Annotated in this window: 20 protein-coding genes and 1 riboswitch; of the genes, 16 read left to right on the top strand and 4 right to left on the bottom strand. The window is 63.1% G+C overall.

The genetic code is table 11. The features are described from left to right. Positions 1-207 precede the first annotated feature (207 nt). A riboswitch (cyclic di-AMP (ydaO/yuaA leader) is annotated at positions 208-388 on the top strand. An 11-nt stretch (positions 389-399) separates the two neighbouring features. From M3G19_RS03470 to M3G19_RS03440, 7 genes are all read left to right on the top strand, one after another. Beyond that, positions 400-1,155 (top strand): C40 family peptidase, encoded by a 756-nt coding sequence (locus M3G19_RS03470; protein ID WP_259900454.1) that lies wholly within the window; start codon positions 400-402, stop codon positions 1,153-1,155. Between the two features lie 253 nt (positions 1,156-1,408). Further along, positions 1,409-2,458: an NlpC/P60 family protein gene (locus M3G19_RS03465; RefSeq protein WP_259900453.1), complete on the top strand. Its 1,050-nt coding sequence runs from the start codon at positions 1,409-1,411 to the stop codon at positions 2,456-2,458. Positions 2,459-2,495: 37 nt separating this feature from the next. Next, on the top strand, positions 2,496-3,668 hold the full coding sequence (locus M3G19_RS03460) for a glycosyltransferase family 4 protein (RefSeq protein ID WP_259900452.1): 1,173 nt from the start codon (positions 2,496-2,498) through the stop codon (positions 3,666-3,668). Positions 3,669-3,700: 32 nt separating this feature from the next. Continuing rightward, a complete protein-coding gene (locus M3G19_RS03455; protein WP_259900451.1) occupies positions 3,701-4,663 on the top strand; it encodes an ROK family protein in 963 nt (320 codons plus the stop codon). An 8-nt stretch (positions 4,664-4,671) separates the two neighbouring features. After that, positions 4,672-5,424 carry a 1-acyl-sn-glycerol-3-phosphate acyltransferase gene (locus tag M3G19_RS03450; RefSeq protein ID WP_259900450.1) on the top strand — a complete coding sequence of 251 codons (753 nt, stop codon included), beginning with the start codon at positions 4,672-4,674 and terminating at the stop codon, positions 5,422-5,424. After that, the gene (locus M3G19_RS03445) at positions 5,421-5,939 is read left to right on the top strand and encodes a polyadenylate-specific 3'-exoribonuclease AS (protein WP_259900449.1); all 519 of its coding nucleotides are present in this window, start codon (positions 5,421-5,423) and stop codon (positions 5,937-5,939) included. Before M3G19_RS03450 ends, M3G19_RS03445 begins: the two co-directional genes overlap by 4 nt. Positions 5,940-5,999: 60 nt before the next feature. Next, positions 6,000-7,388: a class II 3-deoxy-7-phosphoheptulonate synthase gene (locus M3G19_RS03440; protein ID WP_259900448.1), complete on the top strand. Its 1,389-nt coding sequence runs from the start codon at positions 6,000-6,002 to the stop codon at positions 7,386-7,388. Between the two features lie 28 nt (positions 7,389-7,416). Here the strand turns inward: M3G19_RS03440 and M3G19_RS03435 are convergent, their stop codons facing one another. Then, a complete protein-coding gene (locus tag M3G19_RS03435; RefSeq protein WP_259900447.1) occupies positions 7,417-8,703 on the bottom strand; it encodes a protein kinase domain-containing protein in 1,287 nt (428 codons plus the stop codon). Positions 8,704-8,760: 57 nt separating this feature from the next. Between M3G19_RS03435 and M3G19_RS03430 the strand changes: the two genes are divergently transcribed. Then, the gene (locus M3G19_RS03430) at positions 8,761-9,153 is read left to right on the top strand and encodes an Rv2175c family DNA-binding protein (RefSeq protein ID WP_259900842.1); all 393 of its coding nucleotides are present in this window, start codon (positions 8,761-8,763) and stop codon (positions 9,151-9,153) included. On the opposite strand, the gene M3G19_RS03425 is transcribed toward M3G19_RS03430, so the two are convergent. From M3G19_RS03425 to M3G19_RS03415, 3 genes are read right to left on the bottom strand one after another with little or no spacing between them, the layout of a single operon-like run. Further along, entirely contained in the window at positions 9,125-10,600 is a 1,476-nt protein-coding gene (locus M3G19_RS03425; RefSeq protein ID WP_259900446.1) for an alpha-(1->6)-mannopyranosyltransferase A, read from the bottom strand. The genes M3G19_RS03430 and M3G19_RS03425 overlap by 29 nt on opposite strands. 13 nt (positions 10,601-10,613) lie before the next feature. Continuing rightward, the gene (locus M3G19_RS03420; RefSeq protein ID WP_396121735.1) at positions 10,614-11,711 is read right to left on the bottom strand and encodes a polyprenyl synthetase family protein; all 1,098 of its coding nucleotides are present in this window, start codon (positions 11,709-11,711) and stop codon (positions 10,614-10,616) included. A gap of 49 nt (positions 11,712-11,760) precedes the next feature. Then, positions 11,761-12,336 carry an N-acetyltransferase gene (locus M3G19_RS03415; protein ID WP_259900834.1) on the bottom strand — a complete coding sequence of 192 codons (576 nt, stop codon included), beginning with the start codon at positions 12,334-12,336 and terminating at the stop codon, positions 11,761-11,763. A 254-nt stretch (positions 12,337-12,590) separates the two neighbouring features. Here M3G19_RS03415 and M3G19_RS03410 point away from each other — a divergent pair, with 254 nt between their 5' ends. From M3G19_RS03410 to murF, 8 genes are all read left to right on the top strand, one after another. Further along, positions 12,591-13,028, top strand: coding sequence for an SAV_6107 family HEPN domain-containing protein (locus tag M3G19_RS03410; protein ID WP_259900445.1), 438 nt, complete (start codon positions 12,591-12,593; stop codon positions 13,026-13,028). Positions 13,029-13,142: 114 nt separating this feature from the next. Continuing rightward, entirely contained in the window at positions 13,143-13,535 is a 393-nt protein-coding gene (locus M3G19_RS03405) for a DUF3040 domain-containing protein (RefSeq protein WP_259900444.1), read from the top strand. A gap of 596 nt (positions 13,536-14,131) precedes the next feature. After that, complete coding sequence (gene mraZ, locus M3G19_RS03400) at positions 14,132-14,566, top strand: division/cell wall cluster transcriptional repressor MraZ (protein WP_076598706.1); 435 nt, start codon at positions 14,132-14,134, stop codon at positions 14,564-14,566. Positions 14,567-14,779: 213 nt separating this feature from the next. Next, positions 14,780-15,793, top strand: a complete 1,014-nt coding sequence (gene rsmH, locus M3G19_RS03395; protein ID WP_259900832.1) for a 16S rRNA (cytosine(1402)-N(4))-methyltransferase RsmH — start codon at positions 14,780-14,782, stop codon at positions 15,791-15,793. Between the two features lie 74 nt (positions 15,794-15,867). Then, positions 15,868-16,728 (top strand): hypothetical protein, encoded by an 861-nt coding sequence (locus tag M3G19_RS03390; protein ID WP_259900443.1) that lies wholly within the window; start codon positions 15,868-15,870, stop codon positions 16,726-16,728. A gap of 169 nt (positions 16,729-16,897) precedes the next feature. Continuing rightward, entirely contained in the window at positions 16,898-18,898 is a 2,001-nt protein-coding gene (locus tag M3G19_RS03385) for a peptidoglycan D,D-transpeptidase FtsI family protein (RefSeq protein WP_396121740.1), read from the top strand. Between the two features lie 18 nt (positions 18,899-18,916). Next, entirely contained in the window at positions 18,917-20,497 is a 1,581-nt protein-coding gene (locus tag M3G19_RS03380; RefSeq protein ID WP_259900441.1) for a UDP-N-acetylmuramoyl-L-alanyl-D-glutamate--2,6-diaminopimelate ligase, read from the top strand. Then, the gene (murF, locus tag M3G19_RS03375) at positions 20,494-22,101 is read left to right on the top strand and encodes a UDP-N-acetylmuramoyl-tripeptide--D-alanyl-D-alanine ligase (protein WP_259900440.1); all 1,608 of its coding nucleotides are present in this window, start codon (positions 20,494-20,496) and stop codon (positions 22,099-22,101) included. The genes M3G19_RS03380 and murF overlap by 4 nt, the downstream gene beginning before the upstream one ends. Position 22,102: the final 1 nt, after the last annotated feature.

Genomic DNA, 22,102 nt, shown 5'->3' with positions numbered 1-22,102 from the left:
TCACAGATGACAACTGTGCAGGTCAGGCTTGATTTTGGCTGCCTGAAGAAAGTTTCTCCCGGGAATCTAGATGGTGACAAATCGCCTTCACCGAAGGCACCGATGAAAATTACGAATTGATAACGGGCGCGTCGCTAGACAATGTCCGTGTCCATTTCGTAACCTATCTGAGACCTTGTGGCCACAGAGGCGCAAGCGATAAGACATCTGAACATTAAGCCGAATTTCACTCCGCCCCCCATGGCGGGGATGGAAGCCGGGGAACCGAAAACGTTTCCTGGGGTGAACGGGAAGCAAGGAGCGCGCACCGAGTGCGCCGGAGCATCCCAAAGGTGATTTCCTGCACCGAACCCGTCAGCTAACCCGGTAGGCAACACTGGAAGATATTGGAGATTGTCCATGGCTAAGCACCGCCGCCAGAACGCGACTGCAAAGCGCAGCATCGCTACCGCCTCCGCGATCGTCGCGGGCGCAACCCTTTTTGCACCGGCCACCGCTAACGCGGCTCAGGTCACCGTCCCGAACTCCGGTATTGCTGCTGAGGTTCCGGGCATCGAGAACGTTCCGGGAATCGCTAGCGTCCCGGGTATTGATCAGTGGATCCCGTCCCTCGCCGGCAAGGCTGACAAGGGTGCGGATGTCCGCGCAGCCATCGACGCTGTGAAGAACGTTCCGGGCGTCGAAAACGTTCCGGGCTTCAGCGCATGGATCGCAGGCGTCGAGGCTAAGTACGCCCCGGCGAAGGCTCAGACCGAGTACCGTGCAGCTGCTGCTAAGCCTGCTCCGAAGCCGGCACCGAAGCCGAAGCCGTCCCAGGGCGAGCGCATCGTGTCCATCGCGAAGTCCAAGATCGGTTCCCCGTACGTCTACGGCGCAGCTGGCCCGAACGCCTTCGACTGCTCCGGCTTCACCTCCTGGGTTTACGCTCAGGCTGGCAAGCAGATCCCGCGTACCTCCGGCGCTCAGGCTTCCGCTGGTCGTAATGTCGCTATCTCCGACCTGCAGCCGGGCGACATCGTCGTGTACTACAGCGGCGCTTCCCACGTTGCTATCTACGCTGGCAACGGCCAGATCATCGACGCGCTGAACTCCGGCACCCCGGTCGGCTACCGTCCGCTGAACTACATGCCGATCCACTCGGCAGTCCGCTTCTAGGACGCAACGCTTCTAAAAGCGTTCAACCGGCCGCGGCACCCCGCAGCAACCACGGGGTGTGCGCGGCCGATTTTCTATCTCGTTTTTCACTTTGATCACACCTGTTTCAGTAACGGAACCCACCCGTTCTGGGCGTTTGACCTGCGACTGTTTGCGGATTAGTTTTGTTACAGGTTTGTAATCTTTTCACCCTTTGCTGCGGCCCCACAGCGCGTGGGGGACGTCTGCGTTTTTGAAAGAAGAGGTTCCCGTGATGGGTACGCACCGCGCTTCTTCCCGTGTGAGCGTTCGTTGCTTCAATGGCACCGCGAAAGCGCTTGCCGCCGCCGGTCTCGCGTCGGCGATCGCAGCAGGCGGCTTTGCCACGCCTGCCCAGGCCGATGAGGTCGACGACCTGATCAAGCAGATGAGCGAGATCTCGGACGAGGCCACCTCGAAGGCTGAGGAAGTCAAGGCGATCGAAGACGATATCGCCAAGGGCGAGCGCGAGGTGAAATCGCTGAAGAAGGTGGCGGACGACGCGCGGCGTGATGCCCGCAAGGCCGCTGACGCTCAGGACGGTGCACAGGGCGAAGTGGATAACCGTGCGCGCGTTCAGTACCGCAACCTGTCGAATGACGCGAATGTGAATGCGCTGGAATCGGCGAATCCGCAGGAAGCTATTGACCGGGCAGCGTACCTCGGCTCTCTGTCCCGTTCTGCGCAGCGCACGCTCGACGAGTCGCAGCGGCTTAACCAGCGGGCTGCTCAGCGCGCGACCGATGCGAATATCGCGGTGGCAGTGGCGAATTACCGCCAGTCCGAGCTTGAGGGCAAGCGCAAGAAACTGGAGCGCGAGCGCCGCGACCTCGATGACAAGGTCAAGGATGTGGAGAAGCGCGTGGACGCCTTCACACCGGAGCAGCGTTCCCGTTGGGAGGCGAAGAACGGACCGGTGAGCCTCAACGTTCCGCCGTCCGCGGCCGCGAACGGTGTTGTCGGCTCGGCGCTGTCCAAGATCGGTTCGCCGTACGGCTGGGGCGCTGCGGGCCCGGGTCAGTTCGATTGTTCGGGCCTGATGTACTGGGCGTACCAGCAGAACGGCAAGTCCATTCCGCGTACCTCCAGCGCCCAGCTCGCTGGCGGCACTCCGGTGTCTATGTCCGAGCTGCAGCCCGGCGACATCATCGGCTACTACCCGGGGGTTACTCACGTGGGCATGTACGTGGGCAATGGCCAGGTGGTCCACGCTGCGGACTACGGCATTCCGGTCCAGGTCGTGCCTTTGAATTCCATGCCCGTCCAGGGCGCTGTGCGCTACTAGTCGCGCAACGCGTCGAATCGCCCCCTTACTGGGCAGCATGGCAACGCTTCTCGTCACGAATGATTTCCCGCCCAGAGTCGGCGGGATTCAGTCGTATCTGCGGGATTTCGCGAGCGAATTCGTGCGCCTGCGTGGGCCGGAGTCGCTCGTCGTCTTCGCCTCCACGCAAGATGCGCATGAAGCATCGCTTTACGACGCTACGTTGCCGTACACCGTTCACCGTTGGCCCACGAAAATGATGCTGCCGACTCCGGCGACGGTGCGCCGTATGCAAGAGCTGATTGAACAGCACGGCATCACCACGGTCTGGTTCGGTGCGGCTGCGCCTTTGGCTGTGATGGCTCCAGCAGCCCGGAGAGCTGGTGCACGCACAATTGTGGCGACGACGCACGGACACGAAGTGGGATGGTCGATGTTGCCGGGAGCGCGTCAGGTGCTCCGTCTGATCGGCAATGCGGCGGATACGGTCACGTATATCTCGGAGTACACGCTCCGTCGTTTTCGCCCCGCATTCGGTGAACGCCCCGCATTCGTGCCGCTGCCTTCTGGTGTAGACACGGACTTCTTCTGTCCCGCAACGAGCGAGCAGCGGGCTGCTGCGCGCGACCGCTACGGATTCGGGTCTGCCCCCTTGGTCGTGGTCGCTTCCCGGCTGGTGCCGCGCAAGGGGCAGGACCGGTTGATCGAGTGCTGGCCGGCGGTGCGCGATGCAGTGCCGGGGGCGACGCTCGCCGTCGTCGGCGAAGGTCGGTACGAGCCGCGCTTGAAGAAGCTTGCGCGACGCCACGGTGTCGAGGACGCCGTGCGCTTTTTGGGCCGCCTGCCGCGGGAGGACATGCGGGATATCGTCGCGTCGGCTGATGTGATGGCTATGCCTGCGCGCACACGCGGCGGAGGGCTGGATGTTGAGGGGCTGGGCATTGTCTACCTCGAAGCCCAAGCGTGCGGAGTGCCCGTCATCGCAGGACAGTCCGGCGGTGCGCCGGAAACCGTCACCGCCGAAACCGGCATGGTTGTCGACGGCACCGATAACACCGCGATCGCAGCAGCGGTCATCGAATTTTTGCGCAACCCGCAGCAACGTGCCGCAATGGGTGCAGCCGGCCGGAAGTTCGTGGGGGAGAGGTTCTCGTGGACAGTGCTGGTCGAACGCCTCGCAAACGTACTCGAGGATCGTTCGGATCGTGGTGGGGCAACCGGTGGGATATAGACCGCGCCGCCGCGAGGCTAGAATGTTGACCCATGCGTACACAAGACAGTGCCGCCCCGCTCACCATCGGTTTCGATATCGGCGGCACGAATACGCGCGCGGGCGTTGTGGATGCCTCGGGCAGTATTCTCACCACGGTGTCCACGCGCACCCCAGAGGACGAGGACGGCCTGGTCCACGCCATCGTTGAGCTGGTGGAGCAACTGCGCCGGGAGTATTCCGTGGGTGCCGTCGGTGTTGCGGTGGCAGGGTTTTTGGACCCGGAGTGCGAGGTCGTTCGCTTCGCGCCCCACCTGCCGTGGAAAGACAATGAGCCGGTCCGCGACATTCTCCAGGAGGAACTCGAACTGCCCGTGCGATTAGAGCACGACGCGAACTCGGCTGCTTGGGGCGAATACCGCTTCGGTGCGGCGAAGGATGCTGATACGTGGGTGCTCTTCGCGGTGGGGACTGGAATCGGTGCCACGCTCATGCACCGCGGGGAGATCTACCGCGGCTCGTTCGGCACCGCACCGGAATTCGGTCACCTCACCGTCATGCCGGGTGGGCGGGCATGCTCCTGCGGCAAACGTGGGTGCCTCGAGCGCTATGCCTCCGGCACCGCGCTGGTGGACACTGCCGTGGAGATCGCAGAACGGGGCGGGTTCGACGGTTGTGGGCTGTACCGCCGCGTCGTCGATAAGCGTGCGTCCGGTAACGATGTCGTCGCTGCGGCGCGTTCCGGCGATGCGCTCGCGCTGGCGACGATGGATCACTTCGCGGGGTGGCTCGGGCAGGGCCTGTCGATCGTGTGCGATGTCCTCGATCCTGAGCTCATTGTGCTCGGCGGGGGAGTGAGCCTAGATGCTGATCTGTTCCTGGATACCGCGCGAAAAGAAATGGAAGCTGGCGTGGTCGGTTCCGGGTTCCGTCCCAATCCGCGTCTGGAAACAGCTGAGCTCGGCGCGCAGGCAGGTATGATTGGCGTTGCTGATTTGGCCCGAGACGTGCTGTAAGAGGAAGTATGAACAACAAGTGGTACAAGTTTTTCAAGTACATCCTGATCGGGCCGTGGTTGCGGATCTGGAACCGCCCCGAAACTGAAGGGCTCGAGCACATCCCGCCGGAGGGGAAGCCCGCGCTGATGGTGTCCAACCACCAAGCCGTGATGGATTCCTTCTATTTCCCGCTCGTGTGCCCGCGCCAGCTGGTGCACCCGGCGAAGAAGGAGTACTTCACCTCGCCGGGCTTTGTCGGCCGTGTCCAGAAGTTCTTCTTCACCTCCGTGGGCCAGGTGCCCATCGACCGTCAGGCGAAGGATGCTGGAGCGAACCTGCTCGAGGTCACCCAGAAAGTTTTCGATAAAGGCGATCTGTTCTGCATCTACCCGGAGGGAACGCGTTCCCCGGATGGGCGTATTTACAAGGGCAAGACTGGTATGGCGCGCGTGGCGATGGAATCGGGCGTGCCCTGCATTCCGGTCGCCATGATCGGTACCCGCAACGCGAACCCGATCGGCTCTTGGATTCCGCGGCCGGTGAAGGTGCGAGTGAAGATCGGTGAAGCGATCGACCCGCACAAGTGGGCACGTGAGAACGGATATGACCCGAGCGATTCTGCCGTGTGGCGCCCGTTCACCGATTTCTTTATGGAGCGGCTCGTTGAGCTGTCCGGCTACGACTACGTCGATGCATACGCCGGGGACGTGAAGAAGTCCCTCGAGGCAGGCAACGGCTACCCGGAGGGCACGGAGCCTGACTGGCAGAACATGCAGTGAGGTACTTCTACGACACCGAATTCATTGAGGACGGCACGACGATCGAGCTGATCTCCATCGGGATCGTCGCCGAGGACGGACGCGAGTACTATGCCGTGTCCACGGACTTCGACGCCTCGCGCGCGAATCCGTGGGTGCGCGAGAATGTCCTGGAGAAGCTGCCCAATCCGCAGCGTCCGGAATGGAAATCGAAGCAGACCATCCGCGAGGAAGTCTTCGCCTTTCTCACCGATTCCGATTTGAAGCCCGAGCTGTGGGCGTGGGTGGGCGCGTACGACCATGTCGTGCTGGCGCAGCTGTGGGGCGATATGGCCAAACTTCCGAAGGAGATGCCGCGGTACACACGTGAGTTGCGCCAATACTGGGACATGGCGGGGCGCCCGACGCTGCCTCCCGCTCCCCAGGGCAACCACGACGCGCTTGTCGACGCGCGCCATAATCTCCTTAAATTCAAGATCTGCGCGCGCTCGCTGCCCCTCGATCGGCGGGGTCACGCGACCGTGCGGCCGGAATAATCCAAGCTCATTTCACACTTTTGCTACGTCCGCTGTCGCAGACGTGCTAGAAGTAAAGGGGTGAGTTGGACAGTAGACATCCCCAAAGAAGTGTTGCCCGATCTGCCGCCGCTTCCCGGTGACATCAATGAGGCGTTCCAGGACGCCGTCAACCGCGACGCGAAGCAGCAGCCGACATGGGATGAGAACTCGTCCCTGTATGTGCGCAAGATTCTCGAGTCGGTCCCACCGGTGGTGGTGGCTCCCGAGATCCACAAGCTGAAGAGCCAGCTGGCGGACGTGGCAAACGGCGAGGCCTTCCTGCTGCAGGGCGGCGACTGCGCCGAGACCTTCGAGTCCAACACTGAGCCGCACATCCGCGCCAATATCAAGACCCTGCTGCAAATGGCAGTGGTGCTGACCTACGGCGCATCCACCCCGGTGGTGAAGCTGGCCCGCATCGCCGGCCAATACGCCAAGCCACGCTCCTCCGATCTGGACGAGAACGGTCTGCCGAACTACCGTGGCGACATCGTCAACGGTGTGGAGCCGACGAAGGAGTCCCGCCGCCACGATCCCGCCCGCATGATTCGCGCCTACGCGAACTCTTCGGCGGCGATGAACCTGGTCCGTGCGTTGACCACCTCCGGAACGGCCGATCTGTACCGCGTTGAGGCCTGGAACCGCGAGTTCGTTGCAAACTCCGCCGCTGGTGCTCGCTACGAGGCACTGTCGCGCGAGATCACCCGCTCGCTCCACTTCATGGACGCCTGCGGCGTGAACGACCGTGAGCTGCGCACCTCCGAGATCTACGCCTCCCATGAGGCACTCTTGGTCGACTACGAGCGTGCGATGCTCCGCCTCGCCGAGAACGAGAAGGGCGAGACCAAGCTCTACGATCTGTCGGCGCACCAGCTGTGGATCGGTGAGCGCACCCGCGGTCTCGAGGACTTCCACGTCAACTTCGCCGCCCTGATCGACAACCCGATCGGCATCAAGCTCGGGCCGAAGGTCACTCCGGAGGAGGCTGTCGCCTACGCAGAGAAGCTGGATCCGAACCGTGAGCCGGGCCGTCTCACAATGGTCGCGCGCATGGGCCACGAGAATGTCCGCGAGGTCCTGCCGGGCATCGTGGATGCCGTGGAGCGCTCCGGCCACAAGGTGGTCTGGCAGTCCGACCCGATGCACGGCAACACTTTCACTGCATCGAACGGTTACAAGACTCGCCACTTCGACAAGATCATCGATGAGGTCCAGGGCTTCTTCGAGGTGCACCGCCACCTGGGCACCCACCCGGGCGGCATCCACATCGAGCTGACCGGCGAGCACGTCACCGAGTGCCTCGGCGGAGCGCAGGACATCACCGATATCGACCTGCCGGGCCGTTACGAGTCCGCTTGCGATCCGCGCTTGAACACGGAGCAGGCGTTGGAGCTCGCATTCCTCGTCGCGGAGATGCTCCGCAACTAACAGAGCGGAGCGGGGTGAATTCCCCGCTCTACTCAGGCATCCGGAGGATTTCGGGGATCTCCCCGTAGGACCCGGAACCGAACCACCAGCCACCGACAGCGACTGCTGCGGTGGCTGCTGTTATGAGCAGGAGAATCACGACCATCGCAGCCGCCGAGCGGTTCGTGTCCACCGGAGGCTGTTCATCCATTTCGGGCTCCCGCCGGCGATCGTCGACACGCTCCAACGGCGGCACATGCGGTTCGTATTGTGCTGGGGCCGGAGCTGGTGCGGCTGCCGGCGGGAGCGGGGCAGAGTGCGGCTCGCGCGGCTCGTCGTGATCCCAGTACCTGTGTTCGTCATAGCGCCCGAACAGGCCTGCTTCCGGTGCCGGGGCAGATTCCGGGGCAGACTGCGGGGAATCAAGGTGAGTGACGCTCGTGGGAATCGCTGCGGCCCGGTTCGCCGCGGACTGAGTGGGCACCGGGACCGTGAACTCCGGCAGCTCCAACTCGGCGGCAACATCGTCGAGAGCTTCGAGAAATTCCCGTGCATCGGCAAAGCGGTCGCGTGGATCGCGGGCGGTAGCGGTGGCCACGAGCTCGTCGAAAAGCATAGGCACGCCCTGCATGCGTGACGACGGTGCCGGGACATCCGACCGCAGGCGCGCCATCGCATGGCCGAGCGAGGTGTCCCCATCGAAGGGGACGGTGCCGGTGAGTAGTTCGAAGAGCACGATGCCGGCGGAATACACGTCGGAGGTCTGGGTGATTTCTGTGCCGTCGACCTGCTCGGGGGAGAGGTACGCGACAGTGCCGACGATCTGATCCGTGGAATGCCGGGCATCGCTCGCCGCGCGCACGAGACCGAAATCTGCGAGCTTCACCATGCTGTCGCCGTTGATGAGAATATTGTCTGGTTTGATGTCGCGGTGCACCAGACCGCGACGGTGCGCGACGGACAAGCCCGTCAGCATCGCCCGCATGACAGCGGCGGCGGCATGCGGGGGCATTGGGCCGCGCTCGGCGAGCAGCTCCCGGAGCGTGCCGCCGGTGATCAGCTCCATGATGAGGAAGACATCCTCGCCGTCGGCCGCGAAATCGTACACATTGACCAAATTCGGGTGGCTCAGCTGCGCCATCGCTCGGGCCTCGCGCGCGAAACGATCGAGAAAAACGTCGTCGTGGACATAGCGTTCATCCATCACCTTCGCGGCGACTTCACGGCCCAAACGGTCGTCGAGGCAGCGGTACACGGTGGACATGCCGCCGCGCGCAATGGGGCGGTCGATGATGTACCGGCCTTCCAACACGTCGCCGGCTGCGAGGTGAGTCATAGCACCCAGTATGGTGCACGGGACTTCCCGATCGGTAGACGGCATGCGGTGAGTAGAGTGGCGGGCGTGAGTTCTACAGAGCACGACCCCAACGAACATGACCTCGACGCACTGCTGAGCGGGGAAACGCTGCTGTCATTCCTCGAGGTGGCCGAGCGGCTCGGCGTCCCTGTGACAAAGGTCCACGACTACGTCAACGCCGGCAAACTCGTGTCCCACAAAAAGGACGGCACGAAAGTCATCCCCGAGCTCATGCTCGATGGCGGGACGGAGCTGTCCAAATTCATCGCCGGGGCCATCACCGTTCTCCTCGACGGTGGCTTCAACCAGGAGGAAATCCTGGCCTACCTGTTCACGGAAGATGACAGTCTGCCCGGCCGCCCGATCGACGCGTTGCACGGCCATGGGGCCCGTGAAGTGATCAGGCGCGCTCAGGCGATGGCGTTTTAGAGCGCGGCAGGACATACGCGGCCGCGCACCAGCCGGCGATCAAAGCGGCGAGCATCCACGGCCCGTTGTAGAAGTGATGGTTGCCGCTGCCGGAAAACGCGAGCGCCACGATCACTGACAACCCCACTGTCAGGCGTGTTAGCCAGCGCGCCGGGGTGAACGTGCCCGCCACGGACACAGCGGAGGCGAAGTACCACGGCAGCGAGACTGCGTTGAAGACGAATGCGACCATGTACGCCAGCGCCATACCCATGACATTGCGGCGGTCAGTCTTCCGGAAGATCCACCACACCGCCACGAGACCGGCCAGCATCAGCACCGAACTGATAGTGCGGGTGGTGTCGAGGACGGTGTTGTAGGGGAAGGCTTCGTCGAAAAGCTGCAGGAAGGGCGTGATTGCCTCCGCGGCGAGCGTCGCGGCGGAGAGCGGATTGACCACTTTCGAATTGCCGGAGATCTCCGCCAGCCAGCCCCACGAGGTGCCCGACGCCAGCGTCACCGCCGCGACGGTGGCCACAGCCGTTGCTACGACGGCGAAACCAGCAGCGAAGAAGACGCCGACCCGTCGGGCTGGGCGGGACCCCTCGGGCGCGTAGCGGTGCAGAGCCATCCACACGATGAACGGCAACGTGACCGCAGCCGTCGCCTTGAGGGATACAGCCACCCCGACCAGCACGGTGCCCAGCAGGAAGCGTCGCGACAGGCACGCCACAAGGCCGAGACTGACCAAGCCGACCATGACCGCCTCGTTGTGCATGCCGCCGACCATGTGGATGAGCATCACCGGATTGGCTACACCCAGCCACAAAGCGACCGCTGGATCGCCCCCGAGGAAACGCGCGATCTTCGGGACAGCCCACGCAATGGCGGCGAAACCAGCGAGGGAGATGAATTTGTAGCAGATGATGCCCGCCATGACATTGTCGCCGACAAAACTGGTCACTCCGTTGCCGATCCACAGGTGCAGCGGGCCGTAGGGCGTGGTGGTGTTGCGCCAGTCGTGGGAGACTTCCAGCAAATACGGGCCGGGGTTTACAGCGGCGCCTTCCGAATACGGGTCGAAACCGTCGCGGACCATGGCGCCCTGCATGAGGTAGGAGTAGATGTCGCGCGACATCAGCGGCGCGGCGAGCAGGAGTGGGGCAGTGGCAGACCACAGTGACGCCCGTGCGAATTCACACCGGTCGCGCACGCCAGGCTCAGTGCGGTCAGCCAGCACATACCGGCCGACGGCGACCCAACCGAGCACGAGAAGCACAAGCCCTGCGGTCAACGCGATGTTGAGTAGGCCCCGGCCGTGGCCGTACGACAGGAAGGCGACACCGAAAGCATCGAGCACCCCGCCGTGGTTCCTCGTTGCGCCCGCGCCAAAGGAGCCGATCACCATGAGGACGGCGCCGGCAGTGCCCAACCACAGCGCGGTTTTCGGGGAGAGTCGTACGGTCATCGGACAGGCGCCTCTATTTGCGCCGGGCCGTGGACTTGATAGCCAGGGACGTGAGGGTCTCCACGGCGTCGTCGGTGATGTGGGCGTTCTCCAGATGCTTTAATCCGGACTCGGTCAGACGCGTGATGCGCTCTTCCGTGACGTCCACAGCGCCGGTCGACTCGATGATGCGTGCCAGTTCCGCGATGTCGTCGGGGGCCGTGGCGGTGCCGATTCCAGCACGCAGTTTTTCTGCAGCAGCCGGATCTGATGCGTCCGCGGCTTGCAACGCAAGTGCGTAGAGCACGGTCCGCTTGCCTTCGCGCAGATCGTCGCCTGCCGGCTTACCGGTCACCTCAGGGTCGCCGAAGACGCCCAGAAGATCGTCGCGGAGCTGGAAGGCAATGCCGATATCTCGACCGTATCCGCGCAGCGCAGCGATAGTCGTCTCGTCCGCTCCTGCCAATGCCGCACCAAGGTGGAGCGGACGTTCCACCGTGTAGGCGGCGGTCTTGTAGCGGTTGACAGAATCTGCCATCTCCACGCTTTCGATGCCGGAGGCTTCCAAGGCGATGTCGAGGATCTGCCCACCGATGACCTCCGCGCGCATACCGCGCCACGGTTCAGCCGCGCGCAGCAGCGCTTCATCGCTCACGCCGGAGTAGCGCCACATATCGTCGGCCCAGGCCAGAGCAAGATCGCCAATGAGGATCGCGACATTCTCACCATATTTGTCAGCGTCGCCGTGCCAGCCGCGTTGCGCATGTTCCGCTGCGATTGCACGGTGGACCGTGGGCTTGCCACGTCGGGTGTCCGAGGCATCGATGATGTCGTCGTGGACGAGCGCGCACGCTTGAATGAGCTCGAGGGCGCTGACCGCACGAAGTACGTCCGCCGGGTCCTCGCCGCCGCCGTGGGCACCGACGGTCGCCGCGTATCCCACCCAACCGTAGGTGGGACGGATGCGCTTGCCTCCGCCGAGCACGAAATTGCGCAAGTGCCCCACGGCCTCAGCGACGGGAGCGCCGATTTCGCTTATCGACGCCGCGTTGTCCCCGAAGAATGCTTCCAGCTCTCGTTCCACTGCTGCTGGGACATCTGCTACCGCAATGTGAGGTGTGCGCTCGCTCAAAAGTGGTGTCTCCTTCTGCCGCACGGAGGGGAGGATGGACGATTACCACTCACTTTACCGGGGTGCTGATCTCCAACGGCAATGTCCGGCCAAGCACCGCGAAGGGGCGCGGATCACCGGTGTAACGGAAATCGCGGAGCACATCTTCAAAGCCGAGCGAGCGGTAGAGGCCGAACGCGGCATTGCCCTCGTTCGGCACTTCGGGGGTGGAGAGCAAGACATGTGGCTGCGATGCCCGGCTGAGCAGTCTTTCAATGAGGGCTCTGCCGATGCCGTGGCCCTGGAGATGCGGGGCCACGTGAATTTCCGCTAGCTCGAAATAGTTCTCCACGACCGCGGTCATCTCTGGCGTCATCGCGTGGCTATTCACTAGTCCGCGTCGAAGCTGCTGGTCCCACCAGCGTTTCTGTGAGCCTCGGAAACCATAAGCCACACCGGCGAGCTGCTCCTGGGCGAATGCGGCGACGGCCGTGAAGTCCCGTTCCAGCGAATCGCGGCGCCAGACAGTCACGCGTTGGTCGTGGATGGCAATGGGGTAGCGCATCGCCGTGATGTAGAGGCCCACGAGTTCGGGAGCCATGGCGGTGAATTCGTGCGGGGACAGCTCGCGGATGGTGACGGACACGGTTTCCATCGAACCATGCAGGACGCGTGGGTGCGTCTGATTCAGCTTATCCACACCCCGACATGGCTGAAGCTGCAGGTCATTACGGGGTATTGATACGAAGTGGGGCAATAGTTCGAAAACATGTTCGAACTGTCGGCGGGCTGTGTCCGGCTCGGTTTCTAGTGTGAGGCTCACAAAGTAATTGGAAATGAGGACGCGAACAGGAATGTGAACGCCGGGCGGAACGGTAGTGAAACGAGGAGGAGAGTCAGATGTCGAGCGTGATCTCAGCGACGACGGGCGCGGTGTACGGGGCGGTGCCCGCGACCTTGCAGCATGATGAATTTCTGGCTTCGGGGCGTGCGCTGCTCGAGGATGCGCATGCGCAGCTCGCTGCCGGCGCATACGACCTGGCTCTGGAAAGTGCGTACCGCGCGGCACTGCGTACCGCAGGGGCCGTGATTGCGCAGTCGGCAGCGGTGGCCAAGCGGAAGCGTCTGCCCACGAGTGCGTGGGACAAGCTTGCACTCACAGGGGCTCGTGGAGCGTATTGGGCGAATGCGTTCTCCGGATTCTCGCGGCTGAGGGGGAGAGTCGCGTCCGGGATCGAGCTGAATCCGCAACGTGGGGATGTCGAACGTCTTGTTCAGTTGGCTTCCGAGTTCTTCGGGGAGACGGCCGGGGAGGGAAGTGGCATGACCGCCGCCTAGCCTGCTGTGACTGTTCTGCGGTGGTGTCGGGGCGCTATGATGAAGGGAACAAAACGGCGCCGTGGCGCGTTGTAGTTCGAAGAAGACAGCGACCAAACCAGGCTGGGAGTGAAAGTGGCTTTATCTGAGCAGGAACAGAAGTTGCTCCGCGAAATCGAGGAGTCGCTGATGGCCGACGATCCGAAGTTCGGGTCGACGGTGGCTTCTGCGCCTGAGCGTGGATCTGCTGACGGCGGGTTCCGGCCGACCATGCGGGCCGTTGCCCTCATTGTGCTCGGCCTCGTGCTGCTCATTGCGGGCGTCGCCCTGGCTGCTGAAAGCATCTGGTTTGTGGCACTCAGCATTCTCGGATTCGTTGTCATGTTCATCGGCGGCATTTGGGGGCTGCGTGCACCGGCCCAGGAGAACGTGCCATCGCGCGCTCAAAGCGCCGGACCGCAGTTGCGCCGCGAAGGTCGCAGCTCCCGGATGGAAGAGAACTTCCGCCGTCGCTTCGAAGGTCAGTAAGCCGTCCTCCTAATTCAGTTGCCGCCCTCCCGGCGTGAAGGCCCGACCAAGCGGCCTGCCCAACTAGGCAAGAGAGCCTGCCTAACTAGATAGGTTTCCGACCCTTTAACGGAATAGTTTCAAACCCTCTTACGGAAACGTGAGGGGGAATTTTTGTGCGCGCATCACGGTATCTCGCCTGTGTAGTGCCTTTTTGCTCGGCTTCCCACTTCCCTCCACCTGGGTTTCCCACTTTCCTCCACTCAGGCTCCCCACTTTCACCCACTGGGGCCTCTTGGTCATGGCGTGATCCGTTTTTCCTGCGGGAATGTCGATCGGTCGTGGCGGTATTGGTGGTGATGGTGGGGTAGTAAAGGGCGATTAGGGGCAGATGTGGTGGAATGTGGCTAGAGGGGGTGGGTGGACGCGCCACGTGTGATCAGTGTGCTGAACTGTGAATTCGTGACACGCGGAAAGAATTTTGTGTTCCAATGTGGCGTTTGTGGGGGAGAGTGGGTTAAAGTGGGGGACAGTGAAGGGCCGGTGTGACGATGCCGGGTCGGATCTGACAAAAATTCACAGCCGGAGTCATTGAGCGAAGGAAGGTAGGGCGCCGGATGTTTCTTGGCACCTATACCCCCAAGCTGGATGACAAAGGGCGCCTGACGTTGCCCGCCAAGTTCCGTGAAGGACTGGCGGACGGGCTGATGGTGACCAAGGGGCAAGACCACTCGCTGGCGGTCTATCCCCGCGAGGAATTCGCGGCACGCGCGCGTAAAGCGGCTGCGGTTTCCCGCACGAACCCGAAGGCGCGTGCCTTTATCCGAAACTTGGCGGCAAGTGCGGATGAGCAGACGCTGGACGGTTCGGGTCGCATCACGCTGTCACCGGCGCACCGGGACTACGCGAACTTGTCCAAGGAATGCGTGGTCATCGGTTCGGTGGATTTCTTGGAAATCTGGGACGCCGAGTCCTGGCAGAAATACCAAGAAAATACGGAGGCCGCTTTCTCGGCGGCCGATGAGGACGACATTCTCTCGGGCCTGCTCTAAGCGGGCGAGCGGAGAGCGTGTACGGACTCTGCTCGGGGCGCGAGTCGTTCTGGTGTACTTCCCCGATATCAGAATGACCGCCCCGAGCAGGGCCCTACACGTTCCCCGTTAGAACAGATTCTTTCAACCGCAGTCAGACCTAATCCGTAGCACGGCACACCAGGCACAAGGGGGGTGGACCACATGGCACATGACACGTTGCAGAAGTCGGACATGGACTTCGGTGTCGATGCCAACCATGGTCACGTCCCCGTTATGCGCGACCGCATGGGCGATCTGCTGCGCCCGGCAGTAGAACGCTTCGGAGCTGAGACCGTGATCGTCGACGGCACGCTGGGTGCCGGCGGGCACACCGAATATTTCCTCACCGAATTCCCCGACGCCACCGTGATCGGCATTGATCGTGACGGGGCGGCTCTGGAAAACGCCACCAAGCGTCTGGCGCGGTTTGGCGACAGGTTCGTTCCGGTCCGGGGCCGCTTCGATTGCCTCGGCGAGGAATTGGCGAGCAACGAAAACGTTGTGTTCGAGCGCGTCCGCAAGACGGGATTGGCGGGCGCGTTCTTTGATCTTGGCGTGTCATCGATGCAGCTCGACCAGGAGGAGCGTGGTTTCGCCTACCGCGTCGACGCGCCACTGGACATGCGCATGGATCCGAGCATCGGTCTGACGGCCGCGGATGTCTTGAACACGTACAGCCATGGTGATTTGGCGCGTGTGCTTAAGACGTACGGTGACGAGCGTTTCGCCGGCAAGATCGCCTCGGCAGTGATCGAAGAGCGCGAGAAAGAACCGTTCGATCGGTCTGGGCGCCTCGTGGAGCTTCTTTACGATGTGATCCCTGCGGCGACGCGCCGCACGGGCGGACACCCGGCCAAGCGTACGTTCCAGGCCCTCCGCGTCGAGGTCAACCGGGAGCTCGAAGCGCTGGAAAACGTCATCCCGATGGTTGCGGATGCGCTCGGTGAGGGTGGCCGCGCAGTGTTCATGAGTTACCAGTCGCTCGAAGACAAGCTGGTCAAGCGTGCATTCGCGGATATGACGAAGTCGAAGACCCCGCCGGGTCTCCCGACCGAGCTGCCAGACATGGCACCGAAATTCCGCTTGGTCACTCGTGGCGCCGAGCAGGCCTCCGAGGCGGAGATTGAGCTGAACCGCAGAGCAGCTTCGGTGCGTGTTCGGGCGGTGGAAAAGCTCGACAGCGGGCCACCTGGGGGTGCGCGATGACCATCCGATCGACACATTCACGCACAGCACGGCAACCACACACAGCACGGCAACAAGCGAAGGGAACCACGACCATGGGAGCAAGCCGAGACCTCACCGCCGGTAACACCGCCGGCAGCTCGACTGCGCTGCTGGAACGCACCCCGCAGCGTACGACCCGCCATGCTGACCGGCCTGGCACGCGCACAGCGCCGGCGCCGTCGGGGCTGAAGCCGCGCATCGCCCCGCACGTCCCACGCGGACCGCGTCGTCTGGGCTCCAAGCAGGTCGTGTCCGTGCGCGGACGTCGCGTGGCCACCACGGAGGCGAAGCGCAAGTTCTCGACGATGTCGATGCTGGCGTTGCCGCTGCTGGTGCTGGGCATCTTTGGTGCGATGCTGCTGTCTGCTCTGTCCACGCAGCAGACATTCACGATCGAACAGCTCCAGAGCAAGGAGCGCACGCTCAACAATGAGATTGAGACGCTGAACCGCAACGTCGAGGACAGCCGTGCTGCTGCAGAAGTCGCTGCGAAGGCCGATGCTGCGGGCATGGTCGTCCCGGTCCAGCCCGGCATTATCGATGTCGCCGCCGACGGGAAGGCGAACGAGACTCGTGAAGCCGACCCAGAAAAGCACGTGCGTGTTGTCGATGTGAATGAGGAGACGATCCGTACCGACAAAGCGACGAGTGACCGCGAAGCAACGCGCGATATTGCCGATAACCTGTCTGCTCTTCCGCAGAACTCGCTGCCGAACGGACGCGGTGCTGCGCCGTCGCTGCCGACTCCTGGCGGCCAGTCGGGTAATCGCGGGGCTGCTCCGGCGGCACCAGTGCCCGCTGCTGAGGCACCGGCACCAGATGCACCGGCACCTAACGCGCCGGCACCTAGTGCACCGGCTCCAGCACCCGCTCCGGCGGAGGACGCGCTGCCAGCGCTGCCCGGCGGTTTCTGAGCGTCTTCCCAAACGCGAATGATTCGTACCGGGATTTAGTTCCCGGTTCGTGTGTGGCGGTCATAATCTTGCCCGGTGATCGGGGCAAGATGAAGGCAATCATTGGGATGAAAGCCTCCTATGGACGCGACGACACAAGAGAAGTAGGTGAGACTGCGACGTGAGCAGAATGGTTCCGCGGAAGCGGCAGGCGCGGGCAGTCCCCGCGCAAAAAGTCATTACTGCCAGTCGCATGCGTATCCTCACGGCCGTCTTCCTAGTCGCCGCCCTCGTCCTCGTCGGGCGTCTCGCCTGGGTCCAGCTCAAGTGGGGCCCGCAATTGCAGACGGTGGCCGCCGAGCAGCGCGAACGGGATTTTGAGGATCCTGCCCGCCGCGGCGCGATCCTGGACCGTGAAGGCAATTACTTGGCCTACACGATGAAGGCCCGCTCCTTGACAGTCTCGCCGGTGACCTTGCGCCGCGAACTCGGCGAGATCGCTCGCAACGAGATGTACGAAAACGGAGCGACCCGCGCTGAAGCGGAAGCGCAGCAGGATGCGCGCGTCGAGGACATTCTGCGCCAGATGGCTAATGAGATTCCCACCATGATCAGCGACGATCAGGTGCAGGATCCGAATGGCGAGAGCTCTGAAGAATCAGACGATAAGGATGAGAAAGCCGACGACAAGAAATCGTCGGGGGAGAAGGACAAGCTGCCCACCCCGCAGGTGAAGTCCAAGGACATCTTGGAGAAGCTCCACGCGGATACCGATTACGAGGTTCTCGTCCGCAATGTCGACCCAGATGTCGCGGCGAAGGTCGCGGAGAAATTCCACGGCGTGGCCGCTGATAGGCAAGACATTCGTGAATACCCGAACGGCGCGATCGGCGAGAATATCGTTGGACGGGTGTCCATGGACGGCCAGGGCCAGTTCGGGCTCGAAGCGTCCAGCGATTCGATTCTCACGGGCATTGACGGCCGCTCCACCGAAGACGTTTCCGCTAACGGTCAGGCGATCCCGGGCACCTTGCGCGATGTGGTGCCGGTCGTCGATGGTGCACGCGTCGAGCTCACGGTCGACCTGGACCTCCAGGCATATGTTCAGCAGTTGCTGGAACAGTCCAAGGCGAATGCGAAGGCTAAGGAAGCAGAAGCAGTCGTGCTGGACGCCAAGACCGGTGAAGTTCTAGCAATGGCGAATACGAATACGATCGACCCGAACGGCGACCTGGACCGCCAGCTCGATTCCGGGCGCAATTTCGAGAACCCGTCGATTTCCCACCCGTACGAGCCAGGTTCTGTCGCCAAGATCATCACTGCTGCGGCAGCGATCGAAGAAGGTCTGACCACGCCGGACGAGGTACACCAGGTGCCCGGCTCCATTGAGATGGCTGGCGTGACGGTCGCAGATGCATGGCAGCACGATGTCGTTCCGTACACCACAACCGGCATCTTCGGTAAGTCCTCCAACGTGGGCACCCTGATGCTTGCCCAGAAGGTGGGCGAGGACCGATTCGACGATTATTTGAAGCGATTCGGCGTGGGCCAATCCACCGGCGTTGAATTGCCGAATGAATCCTCAGGTCTGGTCCCGACACGTGAGCAGTGGTCCGGCGGCACCTTTGCCAACCTGCCGATCGGCCAGGGCATGTCCATGACCACGCTGCAGCTGGCCAGCGTCTATCAGGCACTGGCTAATGAAGGAGAGCGAATCGAGCCCCGCGTGGTCAAGACTGTCACGCAGTCCACCGGGGAAGAGATCCCGCAGGATGATCCGCGTCGAACCCGTGTGGTCAGCGAGAAGACTGCGAAGACGATCGTCGACATGTTCCGTGCGCCGTTCCAGGACGACCCGAACGGGGTCAACAGCGGTACCGCGCAGGGCAACTCCATTCCGGGCTACCAGCTGTCCGGCAAGACCGGTACAGCACAGAAGGTGAACCCTGACACTGGCGCGTACTCCAATTCGGATTATTGGATCACGTTCGCTGGTATCGCGCCGGCGGACGATCCGCGCTTCGTCGTGGCGGTGATGCTCGATGATCCGGAGCGTGGCCCGCTTGAAGGCGGCGGTGGCGGACAGTCGTCGGCGCCGATCTTCACTGAGATCGCCAACTGGCTGATCAACCGAGAAAATATTGCCCAGAGCCCGGACCCGGGCGAGCCGATGGTCCTGCAAGCCCAGTAGCGAAAGCGAGGAGTGGTCATGAACAACATCAACGAGAATTTTGCGGCCGCCGTCGCACTCACCACAGTGGCCGAGATTGCCGCCGCGCGGGTCGAGAACGCTCCGACGGAAGAACTGAAGGTCACCGGGATCAGCCTCGACTCGAATGCAGTTGAAGCAGGCTCCATTTTCGCGGCGCTGCCGGGCACTCGTGTGCACGGAGCGACGTACGCGGGGGGATCGAAGGCCGCGGCCATTCTGACCGATGTGGCCGGCTGGGACATTCTCGTTGAAGCGCAAGAAACCCGACCGGTGCTCGTTGTCGAGGACGTGCGTGCGATCCTCGGTCTCGTCTCCGCTGAAATTTACGGGCGCCCGTCGGAAAAGCTCACCATCATCGGCGTCACTGGCACGTCAGGTAAGACCACCACGACATACATGCTTGAATCCGGGCTGACTGCCGCTGGCTGCGCGGTAGGGCTCATCGGCACGACCGGCACTCGCATCAAGGGCGAAGACGTGCCCACCTCGCTCACCACGCCGGAGGCGCCGAAGCTACAGGAACTCTTCGCGCTCATGGTGGAGCGCGGCGTGACCCACGTGGTCATGGAGGTCTCCTCCCACGCTCTCGTACTGGGACGTGTGACAGGCACGCGTTTCGCTGTCGCCGGTTTCACGAATCTGTCGCAGGACCACTTGGATTTCCACCCGACGATGGAGGAGTACTTCGATGCCAAGGCGATGCTTTTCGAACCCGGCTCACCGGTCGCGACTGAGCAGGCCGTGATTTGCGTTGACGATGAGTGGGGCCAGAAGATGGCGCAGCGCGCCGCAGGTGGGGAGCGCGCCGTAATCACCGTGGGCACGAATGGGCAGGATGATGTCGATTGTGCTGCCACACTAAACAGCACCACCGACAGCGGCGCGCAGGACATCACGGTGAAACTTCACGGCACCGCGATCGATGCGCGTCTGCCGCTGCCGGGCGCATTCAATGTCGCCAACGCAGCGCTGGCCACGGCACTGGCTGCCGCAGCGGGCATCGACGCGGAGACCTTCCTCAAGGGCGTGAGTGGTGCCGCGGTCCCTGGCCGTATGGAACGCATTGATGCGGGCCAGGAATTCGTGGCTGTCGTCGACTACGCGCACAAGCCCGCCGCGATCGCTGCTGCCTTGGACTCGCTGCGCGAACAGGTCGATGGCCGCGTCGGTATCGTTGTGGGTGCCGGCGGCGACCGCGACCAGTCCAAGCGCGCAATCATGGGTGCGGAGTCGGCGCGACGCGCCGACCTGGTCATCATCACCGACGACAATCCGCGCACTGAGGACCCGGCCACCATCCGCGCGGCTGTGCGGGAAGGCGCCGAATCAGTGGCAACGTCCGGCAGAAACGTTGAGATCCGCGAGAGCGATTCACGCGGGGACGCGATCAGGCAGCTCGTCGCGTGGGCACAACCCGGCGACGCAGTTATCGTCGTGGGTAAAGGCCACGAAGTCGGGCAAATCATCGGCGACACGACCCACCACTTCGACGATAGAGAAGAAGTACGCGCGGCTTTGGCGGACAATGGCTTCGGCACTGCACCCGCACGGACTGAGAATAAGGAGGACCGGGCATGATTCCGATGACGCTGGCAGACATCGCACGGGTCACCGGTGGCACCCTCAGTGAGTCCGCCGACCCGCAAGCGACGGTGACCAGCTACGTCGAGTTCGACTCGCGGAAGATCACCCCAGGCGGCCTTTTCGTGGCCCTGCCAGGTAGCAATGTCGACGGACACGATTTCGCCGAATCCGCGATTGCGCGTGGAGCGGTAGGAGCGCTCGTCGCGCGCGAAGTGGGAGTTCCCGCAGTCATTCTTCCGCCTGTCGAGCAGATCGAGGGAGATAATTCAGATCTCGCCGCGGGTGATCCGGATGGTTCCGCCCGAGCAGTCGTCGCCGGCATGGCGAAATTGGCGGGGCATGTGGCGCGAACGCTCGTCGATAAGCATGGCTTGCGCATCACTGGCGTGACGGGTTCTGCGGGCAAGACCTCCACGAAGGATTTGATCGCGAATGTGCTCGGCCAGGGCGGGGAGACGGTCGCGCCGCCCGGCTCGTTCAATAACGAGATCGGCCTGCCGTACACCGTGCTGCGCTGCACGGAAAACACAGACTTTTTGGTCGCGGAGATGTCCGCGCGCAATGTCGGGCACATCGCCCAGTTGGCCAGCATCGCGCCGCCGCACATCGGTGTGGTGCTCAACGTCGGTAGCGCCCACCTCGGCGAATTCGGTTCGCGCGAGAATATCGCCCAAGCGAAGGGAGAGCTCGTCGAGGCCCTGCCGGCTGATGGCGTGGCCATTCTCAACGCTGACGACGATCTTGTCGCGGGCATGGCGCCGCGCACCGACGGGCGCGTCGTGCGTTTTTCCGCGGAGCATGGAGGCGCCGCAGGGCACGGCGCGGCTGAGTACTACGCCACGGACATAAAGCTTGACGACGTCGCGCGTGCCACCTTCACCATGCATTCCTCCGCGGGCGGCCCGCAGCGGGTGAGTTTGAAGGTCTTCGGCGCCCACCAGGTGTCCAATGCGCTCGCGGCCGCGGCTGTCGGCATCGAAGCTGGGCTGGATGCGGCGACCGTCGCCGACGCGTTGTCGAATGCGCACAGCGTCTCGGTCAACCGGATGGACGTGAACACGCGCGCCGACGGCGTGACCGTGATCAACGACGCGTACAACGCTAACCCGGATTCGATGCGCGCAGGCATCGCCGCCCTCGGCTTCACTGCTGCTGCGCGCCCCGGCGTCCGCTCGATCGCGGTGCTGGGCGAGATGGGCGAACTCGGCTCCGACTCTGTTGAAGCGCACCGTGCATTGGGCGACGAACTCGCCCGATACCGTGTCACCCACCTCGTGGTGGTGGGGGAGAGCGAGGAGACGCGAGTGCTCGCCGAGCGCGCCGCCGGGCGCGGGATTCAAACCCATAGCGCCGGCGGCGTCGACGCAGCCGCAGACATCGTCAGCGAGATCGTGCGCACCGCCCCACCAGGAGAGGGAAATTGGCGCAACCGCGACGACCGCGATGTAGTGCTCGTCAAAGCATCGAATGCGGTGGGCCTGTGGCGGGTCGCTGAGATCCTGCTCGCCGAAGGGCCTGCGCACCCGCAGCAACCGAATACTGTCCCGCATTCGCCGAACATACCGATCACACAACCTGACCAGGAAGACACGAGGTAGC

The organism is Corynebacterium sp. p3-SID1194 (assembly GCF_025144155.1).
Classification (GTDB): domain Bacteria; phylum Actinomycetota; class Actinomycetes; order Mycobacteriales; family Mycobacteriaceae; genus Corynebacterium.
This window is presented reverse-complemented; position numbering and strand designations above follow the sequence as displayed.